Annotated in this window: 29 protein-coding genes; 3 read left to right on the top strand and 26 right to left on the bottom strand. The window is 41.5% G+C overall.

The features are described 5' to 3' along the window. Nucleotides 1–120 precede the first annotated feature (120 nt). The 3 genes from FC093_RS08675 to FC093_RS08660 all read left to right on the top strand — a co-directional run bounded on the left by FC093_RS08675 (nucleotide 121) and on the right by FC093_RS08660 (nucleotide 2,810). Nucleotides 121–435, top strand: a complete 315-nt coding sequence (locus FC093_RS08675) for an ArsR/SmtB family transcription factor (RefSeq protein WP_137261374.1) — start codon at nucleotides 121–123, stop codon at nucleotides 433–435. Nucleotide 436: 1 nt separating this feature from the next. Beyond that, the gene (locus tag FC093_RS08670; protein WP_137261373.1) at nucleotides 437–943 is read left to right on the top strand and encodes an SRPBCC family protein; all 507 of its coding nucleotides are present in this window, start codon (nucleotides 437–439) and stop codon (nucleotides 941–943) included. Between the two features lie 418 nt (nucleotides 944–1,361). Then, nucleotides 1,362–2,810 carry a glycine--tRNA ligase gene (locus tag FC093_RS08660; protein WP_137261371.1) on the top strand — a complete coding sequence of 483 codons (1,449 nt, stop codon included), beginning with the start codon at nucleotides 1,362–1,364 and terminating at the stop codon, nucleotides 2,808–2,810. Between the two features lie 301 nt (nucleotides 2,811–3,111). Here the strand turns inward: FC093_RS08660 and FC093_RS08655 are convergent, their stop codons facing one another. From FC093_RS08655 to FC093_RS08530, 26 genes are all read right to left on the bottom strand, one after another. Next, entirely contained in the window at nucleotides 3,112–3,843 is a 732-nt protein-coding gene (locus FC093_RS08655) for a ferredoxin--NADP reductase (protein ID WP_137261370.1), read from the bottom strand. A 148-nt stretch (nucleotides 3,844–3,991) separates the two neighbouring features. Beyond that, nucleotides 3,992–5,227: a BaiN/RdsA family NAD(P)/FAD-dependent oxidoreductase gene (locus FC093_RS08650; protein ID WP_137261369.1), complete on the bottom strand. Its 1,236-nt coding sequence runs from the start codon at nucleotides 5,225–5,227 to the stop codon at nucleotides 3,992–3,994. 79 nt (nucleotides 5,228–5,306) lie between these two features. Continuing rightward, entirely contained in the window at nucleotides 5,307–6,131 is an 825-nt protein-coding gene (gene map / locus FC093_RS08645) for a type I methionyl aminopeptidase (RefSeq protein WP_240743244.1), read from the bottom strand. 91 nt (nucleotides 6,132–6,222) lie between these two features. Next, nucleotides 6,223–7,572 (bottom strand): preprotein translocase subunit SecY, encoded by a 1,350-nt coding sequence (gene secY, locus FC093_RS08640; protein ID WP_137261368.1) that lies wholly within the window; start codon nucleotides 7,570–7,572, stop codon nucleotides 6,223–6,225. Nucleotides 7,573–7,671: 99 nt separating this feature from the next. Further along, a complete protein-coding gene (gene rplO / locus FC093_RS08635; RefSeq protein ID WP_137261367.1) occupies nucleotides 7,672–8,121 on the bottom strand; it encodes a 50S ribosomal protein L15 in 450 nt (149 codons plus the stop codon). 109 nt (nucleotides 8,122–8,230) lie between these two features. After that, complete coding sequence (gene rpmD / locus FC093_RS08630; RefSeq protein ID WP_137261366.1) at nucleotides 8,231–8,413, bottom strand: 50S ribosomal protein L30; 183 nt, start codon at nucleotides 8,411–8,413, stop codon at nucleotides 8,231–8,233. A 71-nt stretch (nucleotides 8,414–8,484) separates the two neighbouring features. After that, the gene (rpsE, locus tag FC093_RS08625) at nucleotides 8,485–9,006 is read right to left on the bottom strand and encodes a 30S ribosomal protein S5 (RefSeq protein WP_137261365.1); all 522 of its coding nucleotides are present in this window, start codon (nucleotides 9,004–9,006) and stop codon (nucleotides 8,485–8,487) included. A gap of 54 nt (nucleotides 9,007–9,060) precedes the next feature. After that, complete coding sequence (gene rplR / locus FC093_RS08620; protein WP_137261364.1) at nucleotides 9,061–9,414, bottom strand: 50S ribosomal protein L18; 354 nt, start codon at nucleotides 9,412–9,414, stop codon at nucleotides 9,061–9,063. Nucleotides 9,415–9,513: 99 nt separating this feature from the next. Then, nucleotides 9,514–10,068 (bottom strand): 50S ribosomal protein L6, encoded by a 555-nt coding sequence (gene rplF, locus FC093_RS08615; protein ID WP_137261363.1) that lies wholly within the window; start codon nucleotides 10,066–10,068, stop codon nucleotides 9,514–9,516. Nucleotides 10,069–10,209: 141 nt separating this feature from the next. After that, on the bottom strand, nucleotides 10,210–10,608 hold the full coding sequence (gene rpsH, locus FC093_RS08610; RefSeq protein WP_137261362.1) for a 30S ribosomal protein S8: 399 nt from the start codon (nucleotides 10,606–10,608) through the stop codon (nucleotides 10,210–10,212). A gap of 99 nt (nucleotides 10,609–10,707) precedes the next feature. Further along, nucleotides 10,708–10,977, bottom strand: coding sequence for a 30S ribosomal protein S14 (gene rpsN, locus FC093_RS08605; protein WP_137261361.1), 270 nt, complete (start codon nucleotides 10,975–10,977; stop codon nucleotides 10,708–10,710). 38 nt (nucleotides 10,978–11,015) lie between these two features. Next, nucleotides 11,016–11,591, bottom strand: a complete 576-nt coding sequence (gene rplE / locus FC093_RS08600; RefSeq protein WP_137261360.1) for a 50S ribosomal protein L5 — start codon at nucleotides 11,589–11,591, stop codon at nucleotides 11,016–11,018. After that, entirely contained in the window at nucleotides 11,591–11,929 is a 339-nt protein-coding gene (gene rplX, locus FC093_RS08595; RefSeq protein ID WP_137261359.1) for a 50S ribosomal protein L24, read from the bottom strand. The genes rplE and rplX overlap by 1 nt, the downstream gene beginning before the upstream one ends. An 82-nt stretch (nucleotides 11,930–12,011) precedes the next feature. Further along, a complete protein-coding gene (gene rplN / locus FC093_RS08590) occupies nucleotides 12,012–12,380 on the bottom strand; it encodes a 50S ribosomal protein L14 (protein WP_137261358.1) in 369 nt (122 codons plus the stop codon). Between the two features lie 111 nt (nucleotides 12,381–12,491). Continuing rightward, on the bottom strand, nucleotides 12,492–12,752 hold the full coding sequence (rpsQ, locus tag FC093_RS08585) for a 30S ribosomal protein S17 (RefSeq protein ID WP_137261357.1): 261 nt from the start codon (nucleotides 12,750–12,752) through the stop codon (nucleotides 12,492–12,494). 38 nt (nucleotides 12,753–12,790) lie between these two features. Continuing rightward, nucleotides 12,791–13,015, bottom strand: coding sequence for a 50S ribosomal protein L29 (rpmC, locus tag FC093_RS08580; RefSeq protein WP_137261356.1), 225 nt, complete (start codon nucleotides 13,013–13,015; stop codon nucleotides 12,791–12,793). A 38-nt stretch (nucleotides 13,016–13,053) separates the two neighbouring features. Continuing rightward, nucleotides 13,054–13,473, bottom strand: coding sequence for a 50S ribosomal protein L16 (gene rplP / locus FC093_RS08575; protein ID WP_137261355.1), 420 nt, complete (start codon nucleotides 13,471–13,473; stop codon nucleotides 13,054–13,056). A gap of 95 nt (nucleotides 13,474–13,568) precedes the next feature. Further along, a complete protein-coding gene (rpsC, locus tag FC093_RS08570; RefSeq protein WP_137261354.1) occupies nucleotides 13,569–14,399 on the bottom strand; it encodes a 30S ribosomal protein S3 in 831 nt (276 codons plus the stop codon). A 104-nt stretch (nucleotides 14,400–14,503) separates the two neighbouring features. Then, nucleotides 14,504–14,860 carry a 50S ribosomal protein L22 gene (rplV, locus tag FC093_RS08565; RefSeq protein WP_137261353.1) on the bottom strand — a complete coding sequence of 119 codons (357 nt, stop codon included), beginning with the start codon at nucleotides 14,858–14,860 and terminating at the stop codon, nucleotides 14,504–14,506. 72 nt (nucleotides 14,861–14,932) lie between these two features. Beyond that, on the bottom strand, nucleotides 14,933–15,202 hold the full coding sequence (rpsS, locus tag FC093_RS08560; protein WP_137261352.1) for a 30S ribosomal protein S19: 270 nt from the start codon (nucleotides 15,200–15,202) through the stop codon (nucleotides 14,933–14,935). A gap of 42 nt (nucleotides 15,203–15,244) precedes the next feature. After that, nucleotides 15,245–16,084: a 50S ribosomal protein L2 gene (gene rplB, locus FC093_RS08555; protein ID WP_137261351.1), complete on the bottom strand. Its 840-nt coding sequence runs from the start codon at nucleotides 16,082–16,084 to the stop codon at nucleotides 15,245–15,247. Between the two features lie 133 nt (nucleotides 16,085–16,217). Further along, nucleotides 16,218–16,517, bottom strand: a complete 300-nt coding sequence (rplW, locus tag FC093_RS08550) for a 50S ribosomal protein L23 (protein WP_137261350.1) — start codon at nucleotides 16,515–16,517, stop codon at nucleotides 16,218–16,220. A 28-nt stretch (nucleotides 16,518–16,545) separates the two neighbouring features. Beyond that, nucleotides 16,546–17,190 carry a 50S ribosomal protein L4 gene (gene rplD, locus FC093_RS08545; protein WP_137261349.1) on the bottom strand — a complete coding sequence of 215 codons (645 nt, stop codon included), beginning with the start codon at nucleotides 17,188–17,190 and terminating at the stop codon, nucleotides 16,546–16,548. A 20-nt stretch (nucleotides 17,191–17,210) separates the two neighbouring features. Beyond that, complete coding sequence (gene rplC, locus FC093_RS08540; RefSeq protein ID WP_137261348.1) at nucleotides 17,211–17,828, bottom strand: 50S ribosomal protein L3; 618 nt, start codon at nucleotides 17,826–17,828, stop codon at nucleotides 17,211–17,213. Between the two features lie 322 nt (nucleotides 17,829–18,150). Further along, nucleotides 18,151–18,456 carry a 30S ribosomal protein S10 gene (gene rpsJ, locus FC093_RS08535; protein WP_137261347.1) on the bottom strand — a complete coding sequence of 102 codons (306 nt, stop codon included), beginning with the start codon at nucleotides 18,454–18,456 and terminating at the stop codon, nucleotides 18,151–18,153. 380 nt (nucleotides 18,457–18,836) lie between these two features. Beyond that, nucleotides 18,837–19,901: a TIGR03118 family protein gene (locus FC093_RS08530; protein ID WP_137261346.1), complete on the bottom strand. Its 1,065-nt coding sequence runs from the start codon at nucleotides 19,899–19,901 to the stop codon at nucleotides 18,837–18,839. Nucleotides 19,902–20,333 lie beyond the last annotated feature (432 nt).

Here is a 20,333-nt window from a genome sequence, read left to right as displayed (position 1 = left end):
TATTAGAAAACTGCTTTTTAAAATAACAACCATTATTAAATAAATAATTGAAAATAAATTTTGCGCAACCAAATAGTTGCACATATATTTGCAACCGAACAGTTGCAAAAAGAAGAAGGTATGAGACGAGATGTATTTCAGGCAATTGCCGATCCGACAAGACGGGCAATCATCAGCTTAATTGCCTTACAGGCAATGACGCCCAATGCTATTGCAGAACATTTTGACAGCAGCCGGCAAGCCATATCCAAACACATTAAAATTCTTACGGAATGCCAGCTTCTTAAACAAGAACAGAACGGCAGAGAAATCTACTATCACTTCAATCCTCAAAAAATGAAAGAAGTAGATATATGGCTGGAGCAATTCCGCCAGCAATGGGAAAGCCGCTTCAACAATTTGGAAAAAGTTTTAAACCAAATAAAACCCCAATAACATGGCAACGAACAACCAACTGCAAATCAGCAAAGATTTGCCCAACAAGAAAATCACGATTATCAGACATTTTGATGCTGCGCCGGAACAAGTATGGCGCGCCTGGACGGAAAGCGACCTTTTAGACCAATGGTGGGCACCCAAACCCTGGCGAGCAGAAACCAAAACGATGGATTTTAGAGAAGGCGGTTATTGGCACTACGCGATGGTGGGGCCGGACGACACCAAACATTGGTCAAAAGTGGATTTTATAAAAATCAATCCCGGCAGCAGCTTTGAGGCATTGGATTTCTTTTGCGATGAAAACGGCAACCCTAGCCCGGATTTTCAAAAAAGCAATTGGAAAAATGAGTTTAAGGCAAGTAATGGCGGGACAGATGTGGTGGTTGAAATTACATTTGCAACCGAAGCCGATATGCAACAATTAATGGCTATGGGCTTTGAAGGCGGCTTTACTATGGGTTTGAATAACCTGGAAGAATTATTAGAGCAAACACTGATAAAGTAAAAAGTTTGCAATAATTATATTTAACGCCGACGAGGTTTAAACCTCGTCGGCGTTTTTATTGAGGAGGGTTTAATAAATTAAACCTTTCCTCAAGCAGTGAAAATATCGTCCAGGTTTGGTGAACTCGACATCTATAGCTTGATAGGTAAGAAGCCCTCATGCACTCGATGAAAAAACAACAAAATATTGGATTATTGTTTAAAAGCTCAAGAACAGTTACATATATTTTGAATTTACCAAAATTCAAAAATGAATCAGGTGATCCAGAGCTAAATAAATTAAAGAGCGAGCTAATAAAAGTTCAACATTTAACCGAATGTTCCAAGCCCAAATCCTTATTCAATATATTAAATAGCTTCTACCCTATCCATGTTTTATTTGCAGCAAAGAACAATCTTCTCATTATTTTTGCCGCCCTATGAGCGTACAACAAGACAACAAACTGCAGGCAATTATTGCCCATGCTAAAGAATATGGTTTTATTTTCCCCAGCAGCGAAATATACGATGGCTTGAGTGCCGTGTACGATTATGGTCCATGGGGCAGCGAGCTGAAGAAAAATATTAAGGACTATTGGTGGAAGAGCATGACACAACTGCACGAAAATATTGTAGGCATTGATGCCGCTATTTTTATGCATCCTACTACCTGGAAAGCTAGCGGGCACGTGGACAACTTCAGCGACCCGATGATTGATAACAAAGACAGTAAAAAGCGCTACCGTGTAGATCACCTGATAGAGGCACATGCCGATAAGCTGGCGATGGAAGGCAAAAAAGAAGAAGAGTATGCCTTACTGAAAAATATGGAGCAGTTGCTCGCAAAGGACGATTATGTTGCTTTGAAGCAATTGATTGAAGATAATAACATTGTTGACCCGGTTAGTGGCACTTGCAACTGGACAGACATTCGCCAGTTCAACCTGATGTTTTCTACTCAGTTGGGTTCTGTAACGGAAGAGGCAGATACCATTTACCTGCGCCCCGAAACGGCGCAAGGTATTTTTGTCAATTTCCTCAACGTGCAAAAGTCGGCACGCATGAAGATTCCGTTTGGTATTGCACAAATTGGTAAGGCTTTTCGCAACGAGATTGTAGCGCGCCAGTTTATCTTCCGTATGCGTGAGTTTGAGCAAATGGAAATGCAATATTTTGTACGTCCCGGCTCTGAAGGCGATTGGTATCAATACTGGAAAGAGGCGCGCCTGCAATGGCATTTAAGCCTGGGCATTCCCGCCAGCGAGTACCGCTATCACGACCATACCAAACTGGCGCATTATGCCAAGGAAGCCTGTGATATTGAATACAATTTCCCGATGGGTTTTAGGGAGGTGGAAGGTATTCATTCGCGCAGTAATTTCGACTTAAGTCAGCACCAGCAATACAGCGGCAAAAAGATGACGTATTTTGATACGGAGTTGAACCAGCATTATGTGCCGTACGTGATAGAAACATCTATTGGTTTGGATAGAATGTTTTTACTGATATTAAGCAACAGTTACGAAGAAGAAACACTGATTAAAGATGATGGCAGCAACGACAGCCGCGTGGTAATGCGCATACCGCCGGTACTGGCGCCAATAAAACTCGCTATTTTGCCACTTACTAAAAAGGATGGCTTACCCGATGTGGCCCGCAGTATTATGAATATGTGTAAGCCGCATTTCAGATGTTTTTATGAGGAGAAGGATACGATTGGCAAGCGTTATCGTCGTCAGGATGCAATTGGTACACCGTTCTGCATTACCATAGATCATCAAACCAAAGAAGATAATACGGTAACCATCCGTTATCGCGATACAATGCAACAGGAAAGAATTAATATTGCTGATATTAAGGCAAAGGTGTTTGCGTTGATTGGAGCTTGATTTTTCACTGCAAAGAACAGGAGCTTAAAGAGTCTATGCGGAGTATTATTATGGAGTATTATTATAATGAAAATGGTTCCGGACTACTAATCCGTAACCATTTTGTTTTCATGCCAAATCGCTATTGAGATGGCAAACTGATTTTATATACCTGTAAGATGTTGCTCGGTTAACTATTCTGTTTTTGGTACATAAACCTGAAAGGTTTTATTGAATATCTCATCTTGATGGCGGTTTGTTTTCAAGTTATCTCTTATCTCTGCGAAGCCTCTATTTTTTCTCTTGTCTGTAGCGAAGGATTCTACCCATACAATTCCAAATGTATATCGTGTTTATCGTAGCCTAAGGCTACAATCTTTTCCTTTGCCTCATCAATCATATTCTTCCAGCCACATAAGTAAAACTTAGCGGCTGGTTTCTTCTCTTTTACTACTATTTCTTCGTATAAATGATGCACATAGCCGTGATGAATATCTTGTAAGGTATTGTCTTCGCGGGAGAAAGTAGGCAAATAATAGAAGCCTTTCATCTGCGTTGCTAACTGTTCCAATTCTTCTTTGTATAAGCAATCACTTAAATAGCGGGTACCAAAAATAAGATAGATGTTCCGGTATGGGATATTATGTAGATGAATATAATGCACCATCGAGCGAAATGGTGCTATGCCCGTGCCGGTACATATTAAAAATAAATCTTTATCCAACACTTCCGGCAATACGAATACCCCTTGCGGACCACGCAACGTCAGTTCACTGCCTACAATTATTTGATTGAATAAATAATTGCTTCCCAGCCCGCCTTCCAGCAGTACAATTACGAGTTCAATTACATTGCTGCCATCAGGGTACGAAGCAATAGAATAGCTGCGCCAGCGTTTGTTGCGCTTTTCGGAAATAGGTAAATCAAGCGTTACAAATTGTCCGGGTTTAAAATGAAATACTTCCACGCCCTGGATCTCTATCCAGAAGCGACGCGTATTAAACGTAGCATTTTCTATCTTAATTACTTTACCGGTGCGCCAGGGCTCAAGCATAAACTCTGTTTAATACAAATGTATTCAGGTTGAAGGGAAGATAGTTAGAATTTTATTTTTGCGAAGGCAAGCGTAACGGCTAAGACGTGAAGTTTCACGAAGCAAATGCTTTTGTTCTTTGTACTCCTTCGTCTTAGCGTCTTTATAGTTAAAGTACTTCGGCAATTGCCTTTGCAGCAATCCAGCCGCTTGTCCAGGCATGTTGAAAATTGAAGCCTCCGGTAATACCATCTACGTCCATTATTTCACCAGCAAAAAATAAATTGGATACTATACGGCTCTGCATCGTAGAAGCATTTATCTCAGATAGTTTAATACCGCCACAGGTTACAAATTCTTCTTTAAAAGTGGTTTTACCCTTTACCTCAAAGGATTGTGCAACCAGTGTTTGAATGAGCTTGTTTTGCTGCTTAGCAGTTATGGCAGACCAGCGCGTTTCAACAGGAATAGCTGCCTGCTGCAAAAAATATTGCCATAAGCGGGCAGCCAAATGAAAAGGATTTTTACTACCTATTGCCTGCGTTGCTAATTGATTGCGTAATAACTGCCATTTTGTTTTTAAAGTCTGCTCGTTGTACTGCGGCAACCAGTTGATAAGTATCGAAAAATTGTATCCTTCCTGTGCTAATTCTCTTGCAGCATACGCCGATAACTTGAGTACTGCAGGTCCACTTAAGCCCCAATGCGTAATTAAAACAGGCCCTTCCTGCAACAATTTAGTACCGGTAATTTTTACAATTGCCTGTTCTACACTCACCCCCATAAGGGCCGTAATACTGTTGCCTGGCATATTGAATGTAAAAAGAGAAGGCACCGCAGATTCAAAACTATGTCCTAATTGTTGCAGCCATTGAAAATGTTCCGGTTTGGAAAAACCACCACATGCAACACAAACGTAATCCGCCAGTAAGTGCCTGCCACCTGCAAGCTGTAATTGGAAAACAAAGTTTACTTTGCTTATTTGTTTTACATCAGCATTCATTATTATTTCCACATTATACTTGTTTGCTTCTTTCAGTAAACAATCTATAATGGTTTGCGAGGTATTGCTCTGTGGAAACATGCGCCCATCTGCCTCGGCTTTTAATGTGATACCGCGTTCTTCAAACCATTGTATGGTATGTGCTGTGTTAAAATGATGGAAAGCCTTTTTAAGGAAATGCTGACCACGCGGATATTTTTTTATTAATTCCTCTATCCCAAAGCAGTGATGGGTTACATTACATCTGCCACCACCACTCACTTTTACTTTGCTTAATAATTTGCTACTTTTTTCTGTAATAATTACGTTGAGCGTAGGATTATTTTTAGCGGCATTTACAGCACAAAAAAAGCCTGCAGCTCCCCCACCAATTACAATTAATGTTTTGCCTTTGTTCTCCATGTAATAAAATCGCTACGAAGGCTCAAAGACACATATTGTTTAATATGTGTCTTTGAGCCTTCGTGACAAGAGATGCTTCTTAGTAATAACTTGTATTTAGGTAGGAATTAGCTTTTTCTGCTGCTTCTATAATGCTATAATCCGATAAAATTAGTGCTTTGTTGCGCTTTACACATACATCGTGTTCAAAGTGTACAGAAGGTTTACCGTCACTTGTGCGCACGGTCCAGCCATCTCTGTCAGTATATACTTCGCGTGTACCCAGGTTAATCATCGGCTCTATTGCCAATACCATATTTTCGTGCATTTTCGGCCCATTGCCACGTTTACCATAGTTAGGCATTTGTGGATCTTCGTGCAGACTTCTGCCCAAACCATGCCCTACCAGTTCGCGTACCACTCCATAGCCATTTTTCTTTTCGGTATGCTCCTGTATAGCATACGAAATATCGCCAAGCCGATTGCCTGCTATTGCTTTTTCAATGCCTTTGTATAAAGATTCCTTTGTAATGCGTACAAGTTTCAACACGTCTTCGCTTACATCACCTAAAATAAATGTATAGGCATGATCGCCATGCCAGCCGTTTAGTATTACCCCCAGATCGATAGAAACAATATCGCCTTCTTTCAGCGGCTCATTATTGGGAAAGCCATGCACCACCACATCATTAATAGATGCGCAGATACTGTAAGGATAACTGCCCTTGTAGTTCTTAAAAGAAGGAATGGCATTGTGGTCGCGCACAAATTCCTCACAAAGCTTATCCAGCTCCATGGTGGTAACGCCAGGCTTCAGCACTTTTGCAACTTCTGTCAGGGTTTTACTTACCAGTTGTGCGCTTTGTTGCATTAAGCCTATTTCTGCATCTGTTTTGTAAATAATCATATTCTTTGGTCTGCCCATTATTATTCTTATATAAAAAAACCTGTCAGAAGTTCTCTAACAGGTTTTGTATAAAATGTGTTTAATTAAACGCTCTTCCTGATGCAACTTCTTAGTAAGAAATTGGCGCAGTTTGCCTGCCCTGCAGGCGTCCGCCTTTCATCAATCCATCGTATTGGCGCATCAGCAGGTGCGTTTCTATCTGTTGCAAAGTATCAAGTATTACCCCTACCATAATCAGCAGTGAGGTACCACCAAAGAAGGTGCTGAACTCTGCCTGTACACCTAATAACTCTGCAAAACCGGGGAAAATACCCACGAAAGCCAATAAGATGGCGCCTGGCAAGGTAATCTTATCCATGATAGCGCCGATATAATCGGCTGTTGGCTGACCAGGTTTTACGCCCGGAATAAAGCCATTATTACGCTTCAGATCTTCGCTCATTTGCTTTGGATTGAAGATTAATGCAGTGTATAAAAAAGTAAATGCAATTACCATTACACCATAGATAAGCATATACCATGGGTTACTGTGATTGCTGAATATGCTGATGATGCCGCCTTTGGCGCTTTCTGTTAAGCTGGTAAAAGAAACCAGGGTAGGCAGGAACATAATTGCCTGCGCAAAGATGATAGGCATTACACCGGCACTGTTTACCTTCAACGGCAGAAACTGACGTGCGCCGCCGTACTGACGGTTGCCTACAATTTGTTTGGCATAGTTAACAGTTACTTTTCTTACTCCTTGTACCAGCACTATCAATCCCATAATAATAGCAATCAGGATACCTATTTCAATTAAAAAGATAAGTAAGCCGCCACCACCTTTGTTTTGACGTGCATCAAACTCCTGCACCAACGATTGTGGCAAACGTGCTAATATACCTATCATAATGATGATAGAAGTACCGTTGCCTAATCCTGAATCCTGAATTTTTTCGCCAAGCCACATCACGAATAAAGTACCGGCTGTAAGTATTATTAATGTAGAAGCAAAAAAGAAAGGTGCATAAGCCGGAATTAACGCTTCGGCATAGCCCGGTGTTTTTAAATACTGTACATAAGCACCCGCCTGAAATAAGGTAACGATTACAGTAAGATAACGTGTCCATTGGTTAATTTTCTTTCTGCCGCTCTCACCTTCTTTCTGAATTTTTTGCAACTGCGGAACCAATATAGTAGCCAACTGCATAAAAATAGAAGCTGAAATATATGGCATTACTCCTAACGCTAAAATAGAAGCATGAGAAAAACCACCACCTGCAAAAGAGTCAAACAGCCCTAATAAGCCATTGCCTTGCGCATTATTTGCCGCTTCCTGAATTCGGTTGGGATCTAAGCCGGGAAGAACAATAGCATTTCCTAAGCGGTAGGTAAAAAGTAAAGCAAGTGTTACAATAATTTTTGTACGTAACTCCTCAATACTCCAGATGTTCTTTAATGTCTGTACAAACTTTTTCACTAATCGTGGATTGTAAGGTGAATATCTTTAAGCAAAAACGCATCGCTAAAATGGATGCGCCTGTCTGCCGGCAGGCAGGTTACACAAATATCGGAAAAATTATTTTAAAATCTCAACACTTCCACCGGCTGCTTCTATAGCTTCTTTTGCCTTAGCACTTACCGCATTTACTTTAAAGGCAAGACCGGTTTTTAATTCTCCATCTCCCAATATTTTTACCTTGTCTGTTTTACCAATCAATCCGTTGACATACAGGTTTTCAAGACTAAACTCGTTGAAGGCGTATTTTTCATTCAACGCTTCAATTTGACCAAGGTTGAATACTTTATATTCTATACGGTTGTTATTTTTAAAGCCACGTTTTGGCAAGCGGCGTTGAATGGGCATCTGACCGCCTTCGTGTGCATTTTTCCGCTGGTAACCGGCACGGCTTTGTCCACCTTTATTACCTTTTGTGGAAGTACCACCTTTACCACTTGCTTCACCGCGGCCTAAACGTTTTTCTTTGTGTGTAGCACCTTCTGCAGGTTTTAATGTGTGCAGTTTCATTATTTAATTTGATTTTGACTTAACGGGGAATCGCCCCTCGCAATATTATGTACAATTTACGATGTATGATTTGCTTTATTATAACAGGTTGCAAATCTATCTTATTAACTTATAATACTTCCTCAATTTTTATCAGGTGGCTCACTTTTCCCACCATGCCAAGTACCTGCGGTGTAGCTTCTACTTCTTTGGTAGCATGCAATTTGGTAAGACCTAATGCCTTTAGCGTTTTCTTTTGACGCTCTGGCCTATCTATACCGCTTTTTACCTGTGTAATTTTAATTTTTGTCATAGCCTAAAATCCTTTACAGGAATATTGTAAATGATGTAATGATTTGTTTTCACTCCCTTAAAGGGGACTATTTATCCGTTGAATACTTTTTTCAACTGGATGTTGCGATTTTTAGCCACTTCTACTGGTTCGCGCAACATAGTTAATGCTTTCAATGTAGCCTTTACCACATTGTGCGGATTGGCGGAACCAAGGCTTTTTGCCAATACGTCTGTGATACCAGCACTTTCCAGTACCGCACGCATACTACCACCGGCAATCACACCAGTACCATGAGCCGCTGGTTTTATTAATACTTTAGCAGCACCTTCTTTGCCTAATTGGTCGTGTGGAATGGTGCCATGCATTATCGGCACTTTTATCAGGTTCTTTTTGGCATCTTCAATACCCTTGGTAATAGCTTCCTGTACTTCTTTGGCTTTGCCCAAACCCTGACCAACTACGCCGTTTTCGTTGCCTACAACAACAAGAGCAGAAAAAGAGAAAGTACGACCACCTTTTGTGGTTTTTACCACGCGGTTTATGGCTACTACTTTTTCTTTCAGCTCTACATCGCCGCCGGCTTTTACTTTATTTGAAATTACTTTTGACATCTTACCGAGTTATAATAAATGAGTTATAATGTATATACCGAAAAAGTCAGCAGTTTAAAACTGCAGTCCGCCTTCTCTTGCACCTTCTGCGGCTGCTTTTACGCGACCATGATACAAGTATCCACCTCTGTCAAACACGGCTGCAGTTACACCTAATTCTGCCGCTTTGCGTGCAATAGCAGCACCAGCCTGCTTAGCTTTTTCCGACTTTGTACCAGCCTGTGCTGCAACATCTTTATCTTTTGTAGAGGCAGCTGTAATTGTTTTACCACTTTCGTCATCAATCAATTGCAGGTAAACAGCCGTGTTGCTGCGAAATACAGAAAGACGTGGCTTTTGACCAGTACCACTAATCTTTTTACGAATGCGGTAATGTATTTTCTCTCTTCTTATACCTTTTGTGTTCATTATTGTATGTATGCTTTCCTGATACTGCCAGGAAAAGGTGAACGATTATCTTTTAAATAAAACAATAAGCCCGAAAGCCTCATTATTGTGTAATTAAGCTTATTTACCGGCAGCTTTACCAGCTTTACGGCGAACCACTTCGTCTGTGTATTTAACGCCTTTACCTTTGTAAGGCTCTGGCTTACGGAGACTTCTTAATTTAGCAGCTACCTGACCTAACAATTGTTTGTCTATTCCTTCCAGAAATACTTTAGGATTCTGGCCTTTCAAAGTTTCTGTTGAAACTTTCAATTCTTTAGGTATTTCAAAAACAATATTGTGCGAATAACCTAAAGAAAGGTCTAACAAGTTGCCGGTATTTGCTGCTTTGTAACCTACACCCACTAATTCTAAATCTTTTTTGTAGCCGTCAGTTACGCCTTTTACCAGATTAGCTAATAAAGAACGGTATAAACCGTGCATAGCGCGATGGCGAATCTGGTCGGTAGAACGGGTGATGTTAATTTCGTCACCATTTACTTCCACGGTAATATCCCTGTCGATAGCTTGTTTCAGTTCGCCTTTAGGTCCTTTTACCGTTACCACGTTATCCTTCCCAACCGTAACTGTTACGCCTTTCGGTAGGGTAACTGGCTTTTTTCCTATACGTGACATAATTACTTTTTTAGATTTTTATTACTGTTAAACGATATTGAAAGAATGTGTTCAGTTACCGTATAGAAAACTTAATTGTCATTCATCCATTATAATCCTGCTACTATCGTTTGAATAGCCGGATGCCTTACAGGCAAATCTTTATGCAATATAGCAAAGCACTTCGCCGCCAACATTCTGCGACTTCGCTTGCTTATCGGTCATAACCCCTTTAGACGTGCTAAGGATAGCAATACCCAAACCATTGATTACACGACGGAAATCGGCTGGCTTAGCGTATTGACGCAACCCCGGACGGCTGATTCTTTCCAATGAACGGATAGCTGGTTGTTTTGTAGTGGGATCGTATTTCAAGGCAATTTTTATCAAGCCTTGCTTCGCATCATCTTCGAACTTGTATTTTAAAATGTATCCCTGTTCGTAAAGAATTTCAGTGATACGTTTTTTCAAATTAGACGCGGGAATTTCAACAATCCTGTGACCGGCTAACTGCGCATTTCTAACTCTCGTGAGGAAATCTGCTATAGGATCAGTTACCATTATTTTGTGCCCTCCATCTCCCTAAAGGGAGCGAAAAGTTTTTATTTAAATTATTAAGTTTAATGTTATTTGCTTCAATTCCCCTTAGGGGCAAAGAGCTTACCAGCTTGCTTTCTTTACACCTGGAATTTTACCATTCAATGCCATGTCGCGAAACATATTGCGCGATAAACCGAAGTAACGTATGTAACCTCTGGGACGGCCGGTGAGCTTGCAACGGTTGTGCAACCGGACAGGTGAAGCATTGCGTGGCAATTGGTCTAAAGCAGCATAATCACCAGCTTCTTTTAAAGCGGCACGTTTTGCAGCATATTGATCTACCAATGCCTGACGTTTTCTTTCTCTGGCTTTTATCGATTCTTTTGCCATAATCTTATATTGTGTAGTACTACAGTGTACTAATTAATTTATTGATTATCTTTTTTGATGCCTTTGAAAGGCAAACCCAATTCCTTCAACAATTCGTAAGCTTCCTGGTTTGTTTGAGCTGTAGTTACAAACGTGATATCCATACCAGTGATTTTATTCACCTTATCAATATCAATTTCCGGAAAAATGATTTGCTCAGTAACACCTAAAGTATAGTTGCCACGACCATCAAATGCCTTGTCGCTAATGCCTTTAAAATCGCGAACGCGGGGCAGAGCAACAGAAATCAAACGGTCCAGAAATTCGTACATTTTTTCTCCACGAAGTGTAACACGTGCGCCGATAGGCATGCCTTTACGCAACTTAAAGTTGGAAATGTCTTTTTTACTTTGTGTAGCAACCGCTTTCTGACCAGTGATGTTTGTCAGTTCATCCACTGCAACATCTACTAATTTCTTGTCAGCTACAGCGCCGTTTACACCCCTGTTGATGGAAATCTTTTCCAGCTTAGGCGTTTGCATTACGCTTTTGTAGCCAAACTTTTTTACCAATGCAGGTACAACTTCTTTTTTGTACTTATCTGCGAGGCGCGGAGTATATTTTTCAGTGCTCATTATTTAACTGCCTCCCCTGATTTTTTAAATATGCGAACTAATTTACCACCTTCTCTGCTGCGTTTGATTTTTGAAGGAGCACCAGCTTTAGCATCCCACAACATTACATTGCTGATAGCGATTGGAGCTTCTTTCTTAATGATGCCGCCCTTTGTATTTTGTGCGGAAGGTTTGGTATGTTTTGTTACAATATTTACACCTTCCACTACCACGCGACCTTTGTCTATGATAACTTCCAGCACCTGACGCGGTTTCTTTAAATCCTTATCGTCCCCTGCAATTACTACTACAGAGTCGCCGCGTTTAATATTGTATTTAGGTTTAAATCTGTTGCTCATTGTTGCTTTATTTAAAGGAGTCAACCTTTTTATTTGTTATTCAACACCTTACCGCTTTTCAAAAGGGCGGCAAAGATACGTATTATAATACTTCTGGTGCCAGTGAAATAATCTTCATGTAACCTTTATCGCGCAATTCCCTGGCTACAGGTCCAAAAATGCGGGTTCCACGAGGCTCATCGGCATTATTTAACAATACCACAGCATTATCATCAAAGCGGATGTAAGATCCGTCCTTACGACGAAGCTTGTTGGTAGTACGTACAATTACTGCTTTAGAAACCGTACCTTTTTTTACACCGCCAGCAGGCAAAGCGTCCTTTACGGTTACTACAATCTTGTCTCCTATTTTAGCATAGTCCTGACCGGAATTGCCTAACACCCGGATGCAAAGCACTTCTTTGGCACCGCTGTTGTCAGCTACATTTAACCTGCTTTCTTGCTGAATCATTTGTATAAGCTTTGAGCTATTAGCTGCAAGCTGCAAGCCTTTAGCAATTAATAACTATATATTTTCTACAGTACGGCTCGTAGCTCAGGGCTCGTAGCTCGTAGTTTTTTACTACTTTGCTTTTTCAATTACTTCCACCAGTCTCCAGCGTTTTGTTTTGCTGAGGGGACGGGTTTCCATGATTCTTACCACATCACCCACAGTACACTCATTCTTTTCGTCATGAGCGTGAAACTTGGTGGTTTTGTTCAGGAATTTACCATAAATAGGATGCTTTACTTTTCTTTCCACAGCAACCGTAATGGTCTTTTCCATTTTGGTGCTGCTTACAGTACCTATTCTTGTTTTTCGCAAATTTCTTTCTACAGCCATTGTATTAACTTTTGTACCGGATTACCGGCTTCTTATAATTAAGCGTTTGAAGCGCTTTGTAATTTTCTTTTCTTCAACTCCGTTTTTACCCTTGCAATATCCTTGCGAAGATTGCGGATGCTCATTGGGTTTTCCAATGGAGAAATTGCATGAGCAAATTCCAGTTTTTTAAGGCGAACAGTATCTTCGTTTACACGAGCCTGCAAATCTGCCTCGTTAAAATCTTTCAGGCTTTTGTTGAATTCGTATTTTTTATTAGCCATTGTATTATTCTTTTAATAATTGGTAATTAAACCAGGTATTATGCCTGAAGATCTCTTCTTACAACAAATCTTGTTTTAATCGGTAACTTTTGTGCTGCCAGTTCCATAGCGTCTTTTGCTACTTGCTCAGGTACGCCATCACATTCAAAAATGATACGACCTGGTTCTACTACAGCGGCCCAAAACTCAGGGTTACCTTTACCTTTACCCATACGCACTTCCAATGGCTTGCGGGTGATGGGCTTATCAGGGAATATTCGAATCCATACATTACCTTCACGCTTCATGGCACGGGTCATCGCCTGGCGGGCTGCTTCAATCTGGCGGTTGTTCAACCAGATTGGCTCCTCAGACTTCAGTGCATATGAACCAAAAGCAATGCTGGTGCCTCTTTTAGCCACATTGCGGATGCGACCTTTTTGTGCTTTTCTATGTTTACTTCTTTTCGGCTGTAACATTTCAAAACTGTTTTAGTTACCGGTTGCCGGTTGCCCGATTCCGGTTATTAATTTTATATTCACCGGCATCCTGAAACAGATAACCGGAAACTAATTTATCTTCTTGGACCACCACCGCCACCTCTGCGGTCATTTCCACCACCACCTCTGCGGTCGTCTCTTCTATCTCCACCGCCACGACGGTCATCTCTTCTGTCTCCACGGTGATCGCGATGATCGCCACCATCTCTCCTGTCATCTCTTCTATCGCCACTTACATCTTTACCGCCGATGAAGTTTGGATTGAGGTCGCGCTTACCTAAAACTTCACCCTTACAAATCCATACTTTAATGCCTATTTTACCATACACGGTTTGAGCGTACACGTTGGCATAATCTATATCCATGCGTAAAGTATGCAAAGGCACACGTCCCTGCTTGAATTCTTCGCTGCGGGCAATTTCAGCACCACCCAGGCGACCGCTCAGTTTTACTTTAATACCTTCTGCACCCATGCGGAGCGTAGAAGCTACTGCCATTTTGGTAGCACGTTTAAAGTTGATGCGGTTTTCAATCTGGCGTGCAATTGTATCGGCAACGATGTTGGCATCCAGTTCCGGACGACGGATCTCCAGAATGTTAATCTGAACATCGTCTTTTCCGGTGAGTTTTTTCAGTTCTTCTTTAATACGGTCAACTTCTCCACCGCCTTTACCAATGATGATACCCGGCTTAGAAGTATGAATGGTAACAATCAGCTTGCCCAAAGTGCGTTCAATCACTATACGGGAGATACCGCCTTTGTTGATACGGGCATTGAGGTAAGTCCGGATCTTGTTATCTTCAATGAGTTTGCCGGCATAGTCGTTTTTACCGCCGTACCAGTTGCTTTCCCATCCTCTGATGATGCCTAACCGGTTACCAATAGGATTTGCTTTTTGACCCATGTTGTCTTATTTAGAGCCCCATCTCCTAAAGGGGAGTTTGGAAGCTGCGATTTTTATTTTGTCAATTTAAGTTGTTCAATCTTTTCAGTTCGGATTGCCCTTTCTTACTCCCCTTTAGGGGTTGGGGCATCAACGATGATTGTTACATGATTGCTGCGCTTGCGAACGCGATACCCGCGACCTTGTGGTGCCGGGCGCATCCGCTTCAAAACACGTCCACCATCAACAAAAATGGTTTTTACTACCAGGTTTGCATCAGCAGCATTGCCGCCTTCGTTCTTTTGTTCCCAGTTGTTAATAGCACTTTTAAGCAATTTAGCCAGCGGAACAGCATTGTGTTGCGGATGATGTTCCAGTATCGCTAATGCTTTTTCTACCTGCATACCACGAATCAAATCGGCGAGCAAACGCATCTTCCGGGGACCCGTAGGATAATTATTTAATTTAGCAACAGCTTCCATTTTATTTGTTTCAAGTTTGATGTTTAATGTTTAATGTTACTTTTCAACTTTAAACCTTAAACGTTAAACAATTTATTTTTTAGAACCAGCGTGTCCTCTGAAGTTGCGTGTAGGGGCAAACTCACCTAATTTATGACCTACCATGAACTCGGTAACATACACCGGGATAAACTTGTTGCCATTGTGCACAGCAAAAGTGTGACCTACGAAATCCGGCGTGATGGTAGAGCGGCGGCTCCATGTTTTAATAACGCTTTTCTTATTTTTTCCTTCGTTGATGTTGAGCACCTTTGTTTCGAGGTTTACATCTACATAAGGACCTTTTTTTATCGAACGACCCATAGTAATGAGTTAATTTGAAATTTAGAAATTAGATGGTAAATACTATTTTAAGGTAAGTTTTTTACCATTTCTGCGCTGAATGATCAATTGATCGCTGCCTTTATGCTTGCGAGTCTTTAAACCTTTTGCATATTTACCGGTACGGCTGCGTGGGTGACCGCCGGAAGCTTTACCTTCACCACCACCCATCGGGTGATCTACGGGGTTCATCGCAACACCACGGTTACGTGGACGGATACCTTTCCAGCGGTTTACACCTGCTTTACCAGCCTGCTCCAGGTTATGGTCGCTGTTAGAAACCACACCTACCGTTGCATAGCAGTTAATAAGCACTTTGCGCAATTCACCACTTGGCATTTTCAATACCGCGTATTTTTCTTCTTTGTTGGTCAACTGGGCAGAAGAGCCTGCGCTACGAGCCATTTTAGCGCCCTGCCCTGGCTGCAATTCAATATTGTGAATTACAGTACCCAGAGGCATGTTTTTCATTTGCAATGCATTACCCAACTCAGGAGCTACAGCATCGCCGGCTATTACGGTTGCGCCCACCTGAATACCTTGCGGAGCAATAATGTATCTTTTTTCTCCATCAGTGTATTGCAGCAATGCTATAAATGCAGTACGGTTTGGATCATATTCAATGGATACGACCTTCGCGTCAATACCTCTTTTATCACGCTTGAAATCTATAATACGGTAATGATGCTTATTTCCACCACCCATATAACGCATAGAGCGACGACCTTGCGCATTACGACCACCAGTGCTATGCTGCGGTTCCAGCAAACTCTTTTCAGGCTCATTGGTAGTGATTTCAGCATAAGCATTTCCAATTCTCCAGCGTGTGCCGGCTGTCATTGGTTTGTATTTCTTTAATGCCATTTGTTAAGCCCCCATCCCCTGAAGGGGAATTTTTTTAACTGCTTTTATAATCAGACTTTCTCGGCGTCTGTTACCATATTTAGAAATAAGTTCTATTTAGATGCCTTTATTCCCCCTTTAGGGGTTAGGGACATTAAATATTAGAGTATAAATCTATTGTTTCGCCTTCAGCAACGGTTACGTAAGCTTTCTTATAACCAGGCTTTACACCTTTTATGTAACCGGCTTTTGTAAAGCGTGTTTTGTTTTTGCCGGGAACGATAACTGTATTCACGTCTTCTACGCTTACGCCGTACATGTCTTCTACAGCTTTCTTTATTTCCAGCTTGTTTGCCTTTTTATCTACCTTAAAAGCATATCTTCTCAGCTTTTCCTGCTGGTTGTTTACTTTTTCGGTCAGTACCGGCTTTATTAATACATCACTGAGTTTCATTATTGATAAAAGTTGAAACGTTCTTTAATTATGCTTCTGTTTCTGCTGGCAGCTCTTCCTCGCTGAAAATCTTTGCAGTATTTTCAGTCAGCACCAGTACATCGGCGTTTACTACTTCGTAAGTGTTCAGGTCTGCCAGCAACGTGCTTTCTACTTTTGGCATATTGCGGAGGCTGAGATACACGTTATCATTATAGTCGGGTAATACAAACAATGCTTTTTTACCAGCTACGTTCAAAGCTTTCAGCATATCGCTGAACTGCTTTGTTTTTGGAGCTTCCATGTTCAGGTCTTCCAACACTACAATCGCATTGTCTTTAGCCTTATAAGAAAGCGCGCTTACTTTAGCGAGGTCTTTTACCTTTTTGTTCAGTTTAAAACCATAGCCGTGTGGCTTAGGTCCGAAGATAGTACCACCACCTTTGTATAAAGGGTTGCGGATGTTACCTTTACGGGAACCGCCGGTACCTTTTTGCTTGTGCAATTTGCGGCTGGCACCATGCACTTCGGCACGGGTTTTTACTTTGTGTGTACCCTGGCGCTGTGCAGCCTGGTACTGCTTTACAGCCAGATACAGCACGTGATCATTTGGCTCTGCACCAAATATTTCGTTCGGTAATTCTACCATTCTGCCGGTTGGCTGGCCTTGTATATTTAAAACTTCTACCTGCATTTTAATTCTTTAATTAGTGATTATTTCTGGATTAAAACGATAGAACCGTTGTGGCCGGGAACCGAACCGCTTACCAGTATATAATTCTTTTCAGGAAATATTTTTACCACTTTCAAGCCCTTCATTTTCACACGGTCGCTGCCCATGCGGCCTGCCATACGCATACCTTTAAATACGCGGGAAGCGTCGGAAGAATTACCGATAGAACCGGGAGCGCGCTGACGGTCGTGCTGACCATGAGATTGCTCACCTACACCGTGGAAGCCATGACGTTTAACAACGCCCTGGAAACCTTTACCTTTTGTAGTGCCTACAACTTCCACCTTGTCGCCTTCGGCGAAGATGTCTACAGTAACGGTGTCACCAATATTTTTGTTGAGAGAAGAGTCGCGGAATTCTTTTACGAATTTTTTGGCTGAGGTATTAGCCTTTGCGAAGTGATTGATTTCGGCTGAAGTAGCGTGTTTTTCTTTTTTGTCGCCGAAGCCGACTTGGATTGCATTATAGCCGTCCGTTTCCTGGGTTTTTACCTGTGTTACTACACAAGGTCCAGCTTCGATAATAGTAACAGCGGTTTGCTTTCCGTCTGCCCCAAAGATGCTGGTCATCCCCACTTTTTTACCAATAATACCTTTCATCGTGTTTTGCGGTTTGTGCCCCGCGGAGGTATGGAGGACATCACACCGATGAAGCGTGATTCAATCCTTGTTTTCCTACCGACCTTTTCTGTTGTTTCCCGACGTAATCGGGAGGAGAAGTACCGGAGGTAAACAAACCTCGAAGGGCCTGTTTATATGTCTGGTGAAGCCCCAGCCCTAAAGGGAGTCTGGAAACTTCGATTTTTTATTGTTGTTCAGAGCTCTTTTTTCAATCCTAATAATTTTTAGGACGATTGAGAGATGACGATAAGTTAAGAACTTTTGTTGTCTGCCTTTCCTCCCCCTTTAGGGGTCCGGAGGCTTACGCTTTGATTTCTACTTCTACACCAGAAGGCAGGTCGAGCTTTGATAAAGCATCTACTGTACGGGAAGAAGAAGTATAAATATCCAGCAAGCGCTTGTGCGTTGCTAACTGGAACTGTTCACGGCTCTTTTTATTTACGTGCGGCGAACGCAGCACAGTAAATATTTTTGTATGCGTTGGCAAAGGTATTGGACCCGTAACCACGGCACCGGTACCACGAACTGTTTTTACGATTTTCTCAGCAGATTTATCTACCAGGTTGTGATCGTAAGACTGTAATTTTATGCGTATTCGTTGCGACATATCCTTAACCCAAATTTCAAATTGGGAGCGCAAAGGTAACAGGATGAATATTAATACACAAGCTTTTTTTGTACTTTTTTAAAAAGAAAAGTAAAAAAGATGAGTTTTAGGGTAATCTTTCTGGCTTACACGCATTATTCCATCATCCTAAATTCGAAAATTTACCATTTCTACCGTTCTATAACTTTCTTTCTATGAAAAAGCCTTTCCTGCTGTACTGTATTTGCGGATAGCTTTTATAATAAACAATTGAAATAACATATTGGCTCTATAAAATTGAAATAAATATATTATTTTACAAAAGCTCCTGCTTTTATGTGTACTAAAAACAAAAGCCGACCTAATAACAAGTCGGCTCCTTTGCTCAAAACTGCACTACCCTATTTATGCATAATATACCCAAACAATCCATGCGCTTCATCATCTATACCGGCAGTAAAATATAGCAGACCGGGGTCAGTGCCAGGCACGTTGGTTTCCAATGCCCATAAGCCCTCAATTTCAAGCGGCATCCCTTTGCTCATTATTTGTCCTTTATACCTGCCCAATGCGTCAAAAACATTAATTTTTCCATCGCCAAAATTGCCTATCAATATCGCATCACCACGTCCGTCGAAGCCAGGTGTAGAAGCAGCAAGTCCCCAAGGTGCATTGAGCGTACCGCCAGTAGCAAAACGCCTTACAAAGGTCCCATTGGGTGTAAACACATTGACAATGCCTAAACCTACTCCTTTTTGCTCGTGATGTGTTACAGGATCTACCATTGCATAGGTTACATACAACAGGCGATTGATAAGACGGATGTTATAAGGGGCATAGCCTGCGGGCAAATTAGGATCGGTGAATGACATATTTACCCAATGAAAATCTTTGTCCCAAACATCAATTTTGCCGGCTGCAAAGTTGGCGGCATAGATGTAATTGTTGCTGCCTACATTGCCCAAAGTAATACCAGTGTACACCGCCGTGCCTGCGTTATTGGCAATTATAATGGCTGCACTGCCGCCGTTCCATGCCGATACAATACCATCAACGCCTACATAAATGAATTTGGCAGGTAAGCCGGTGCCCGGAATTACAAAATCGGTAGTTCCATTGAACACAATACCTGTTGGATGTCCGGGCGTGTGAGGGTCAGGACCGGGTATCATAACAGCCGGAATAATCTGACCGCCCATATTATCATACACCTGACTCATACCGCTGCCCTCAGAAGCAATCCAGATAGGTCCATTCGGGTTTACCGCTATACCCCACGGATTCACCAGGGTTTCATCTATACGCGATGCTTCGTATTCTTCATTATCTTCATCGCTCACCAGATTGGTTTGCGCATAATTGTGCGTAGGTACATTATCGAGGCGGTTACAACCCGTAGAAATAACAAGTGCTAAGAGCGGAAGCGTAATAAAAGCAAAGAGTGATTTGTTTAGAAGTTTTTTCATAAATGGCAATTTGGAGGTGATAAAAGAGGGTTATACTTATGAGTACGCAACATTAATCACCCGGTTGCCACATAGGAAAATATTTATGCAGTAAATGGTTATATATTTATCAGCCAACACCAGGCCGATAGCTGTATCAAAGATTTACGAAATTCATCTGGCTCATTTCTTTATCGTATTTACTATAAACGACCGTCCTCGGGCTTCGTTATGCTGAGATATGAAGCATCTAAAGATTATACATAATCACTCTTTAAAACAGATGCTGATTTAAGGCAATGCACAAGTGCTCACTTCGTCAGAATGGCAAAAGCAGCTTTTGGTTATAAAACAAAACCTCACAAAAAATAAGCAAATACTTCTCCCGCATTCCTTTAGAAGTGAACAACCCGTTAGATTGACGAACATCAATGCGTAAGAATCTTAATCAAT

The organism is Ilyomonas limi, assembly GCF_005233845.1.
GTDB lineage: Bacteria > Bacteroidota > Bacteroidia > Chitinophagales > Chitinophagaceae > Ilyomonas > Ilyomonas limi.
Note: the sequence above shows the minus strand (reverse complement) of the source record. Positions and strands in the feature narration are given on the sequence as shown.

Coding starts and splice junctions, on each gene's coding strand:
- FC093_RS08675 (WP_137261374.1), top strand. CDS start 121: ATGAGACGAGATGTATTTCAGGCAATTGCCGATCCGACAAGACGGGCA.
- FC093_RS08670 (WP_137261373.1), top strand. CDS start 437: ATGGCAACGAACAACCAACTGCAAATCAGCAAAGATTTGCCCAACAAG.
- FC093_RS08660 (WP_137261371.1), top strand. CDS start 1,362: ATGAGCGTACAACAAGACAACAAACTGCAGGCAATTATTGCCCATGCT.
- FC093_RS08655 (WP_137261370.1), bottom strand. CDS start 3,843: ATGCTTGAGCCCTGGCGCACCGGTAAAGTAATTAAGATAGAAAATGCT.
- FC093_RS08650 (WP_137261369.1), bottom strand. CDS start 5,227: ATGGAGAACAAAGGCAAAACATTAATTGTAATTGGTGGGGGAGCTGCA.
- map (WP_240743244.1), bottom strand. CDS start 6,131: ATGGGCAGACCAAAGAATATGATTATTTACAAAACAGATGCAGAAATA.
- rplO (WP_137261367.1), bottom strand. CDS start 8,121: ATGAAACTGCACACATTAAAACCTGCAGAAGGTGCTACACACAAAGAA.
- rpmD (WP_137261366.1), bottom strand. CDS start 8,413: ATGACAAAAATTAAAATTACACAGGTAAAAAGCGGTATAGATAGGCCA.
- rpsE (WP_137261365.1), bottom strand. CDS start 9,006: ATGTCAAAAGTAATTTCAAATAAAGTAAAAGCCGGCGGCGATGTAGAG.
- rplR (WP_137261364.1), bottom strand. CDS start 9,414: ATGAACACAAAAGGTATAAGAAGAGAGAAAATACATTACCGCATTCGT.
- rplF (WP_137261363.1), bottom strand. CDS start 10,068: ATGTCACGTATAGGAAAAAAGCCAGTTACCCTACCGAAAGGCGTAACA.
- rpsH (WP_137261362.1), bottom strand. CDS start 10,608: ATGGTAACTGATCCTATAGCAGATTTCCTCACGAGAGTTAGAAATGCG.
- rpsN (WP_137261361.1), bottom strand. CDS start 10,977: ATGGCAAAAGAATCGATAAAAGCCAGAGAAAGAAAACGTCAGGCATTG.
- rplE (WP_137261360.1), bottom strand. CDS start 11,591: ATGAGCACTGAAAAATATACTCCGCGCCTCGCAGATAAGTACAAAAAA.
- rplX (WP_137261359.1), bottom strand. CDS start 11,929: ATGAGCAACAGATTTAAACCTAAATACAATATTAAACGCGGCGACTCT.
- rplN (WP_137261358.1), bottom strand. CDS start 12,380: ATGATTCAGCAAGAAAGCAGGTTAAATGTAGCTGACAACAGCGGTGCC.
- rpsQ (WP_137261357.1), bottom strand. CDS start 12,752: ATGGCTGTAGAAAGAAATTTGCGAAAAACAAGAATAGGTACTGTAAGC.
- rpmC (WP_137261356.1), bottom strand. CDS start 13,015: ATGGCTAATAAAAAATACGAATTCAACAAAAGCCTGAAAGATTTTAAC.
- rplP (WP_137261355.1), bottom strand. CDS start 13,473: ATGTTACAGCCGAAAAGAAGTAAACATAGAAAAGCACAAAAAGGTCGC.
- rpsC (WP_137261354.1), bottom strand. CDS start 14,399: ATGGGTCAAAAAGCAAATCCTATTGGTAACCGGTTAGGCATCATCAGA.
- rplV (WP_137261353.1), bottom strand. CDS start 14,860: ATGGAAGCTGTTGCTAAATTAAATAATTATCCTACGGGTCCCCGGAAG.
- rpsS (WP_137261352.1), bottom strand. CDS start 15,202: ATGGGTCGTTCGATAAAAAAAGGTCCTTATGTAGATGTAAACCTCGAA.
- rplB (WP_137261351.1), bottom strand. CDS start 16,084: ATGGCATTAAAGAAATACAAACCAATGACAGCCGGCACACGCTGGAGA.
- rplW (WP_137261350.1), bottom strand. CDS start 16,517: ATGAAACTCAGTGATGTATTAATAAAGCCGGTACTGACCGAAAAAGTA.
- rplD (WP_137261349.1), bottom strand. CDS start 17,190: ATGCAGGTAGAAGTTTTAAATATACAAGGCCAGCCAACCGGCAGAATG.
- rplC (WP_137261348.1), bottom strand. CDS start 17,828: ATGAAAGGTATTATTGGTAAAAAAGTGGGGATGACCAGCATCTTTGGG.
- rpsJ (WP_137261347.1), bottom strand. CDS start 18,456: ATGTCGCAACGAATACGCATAAAATTACAGTCTTACGATCACAACCTG.
- FC093_RS08530 (WP_137261346.1), bottom strand. CDS start 19,901: ATGAAAAAACTTCTAAACAAATCACTCTTTGCTTTTATTACGCTTCCG.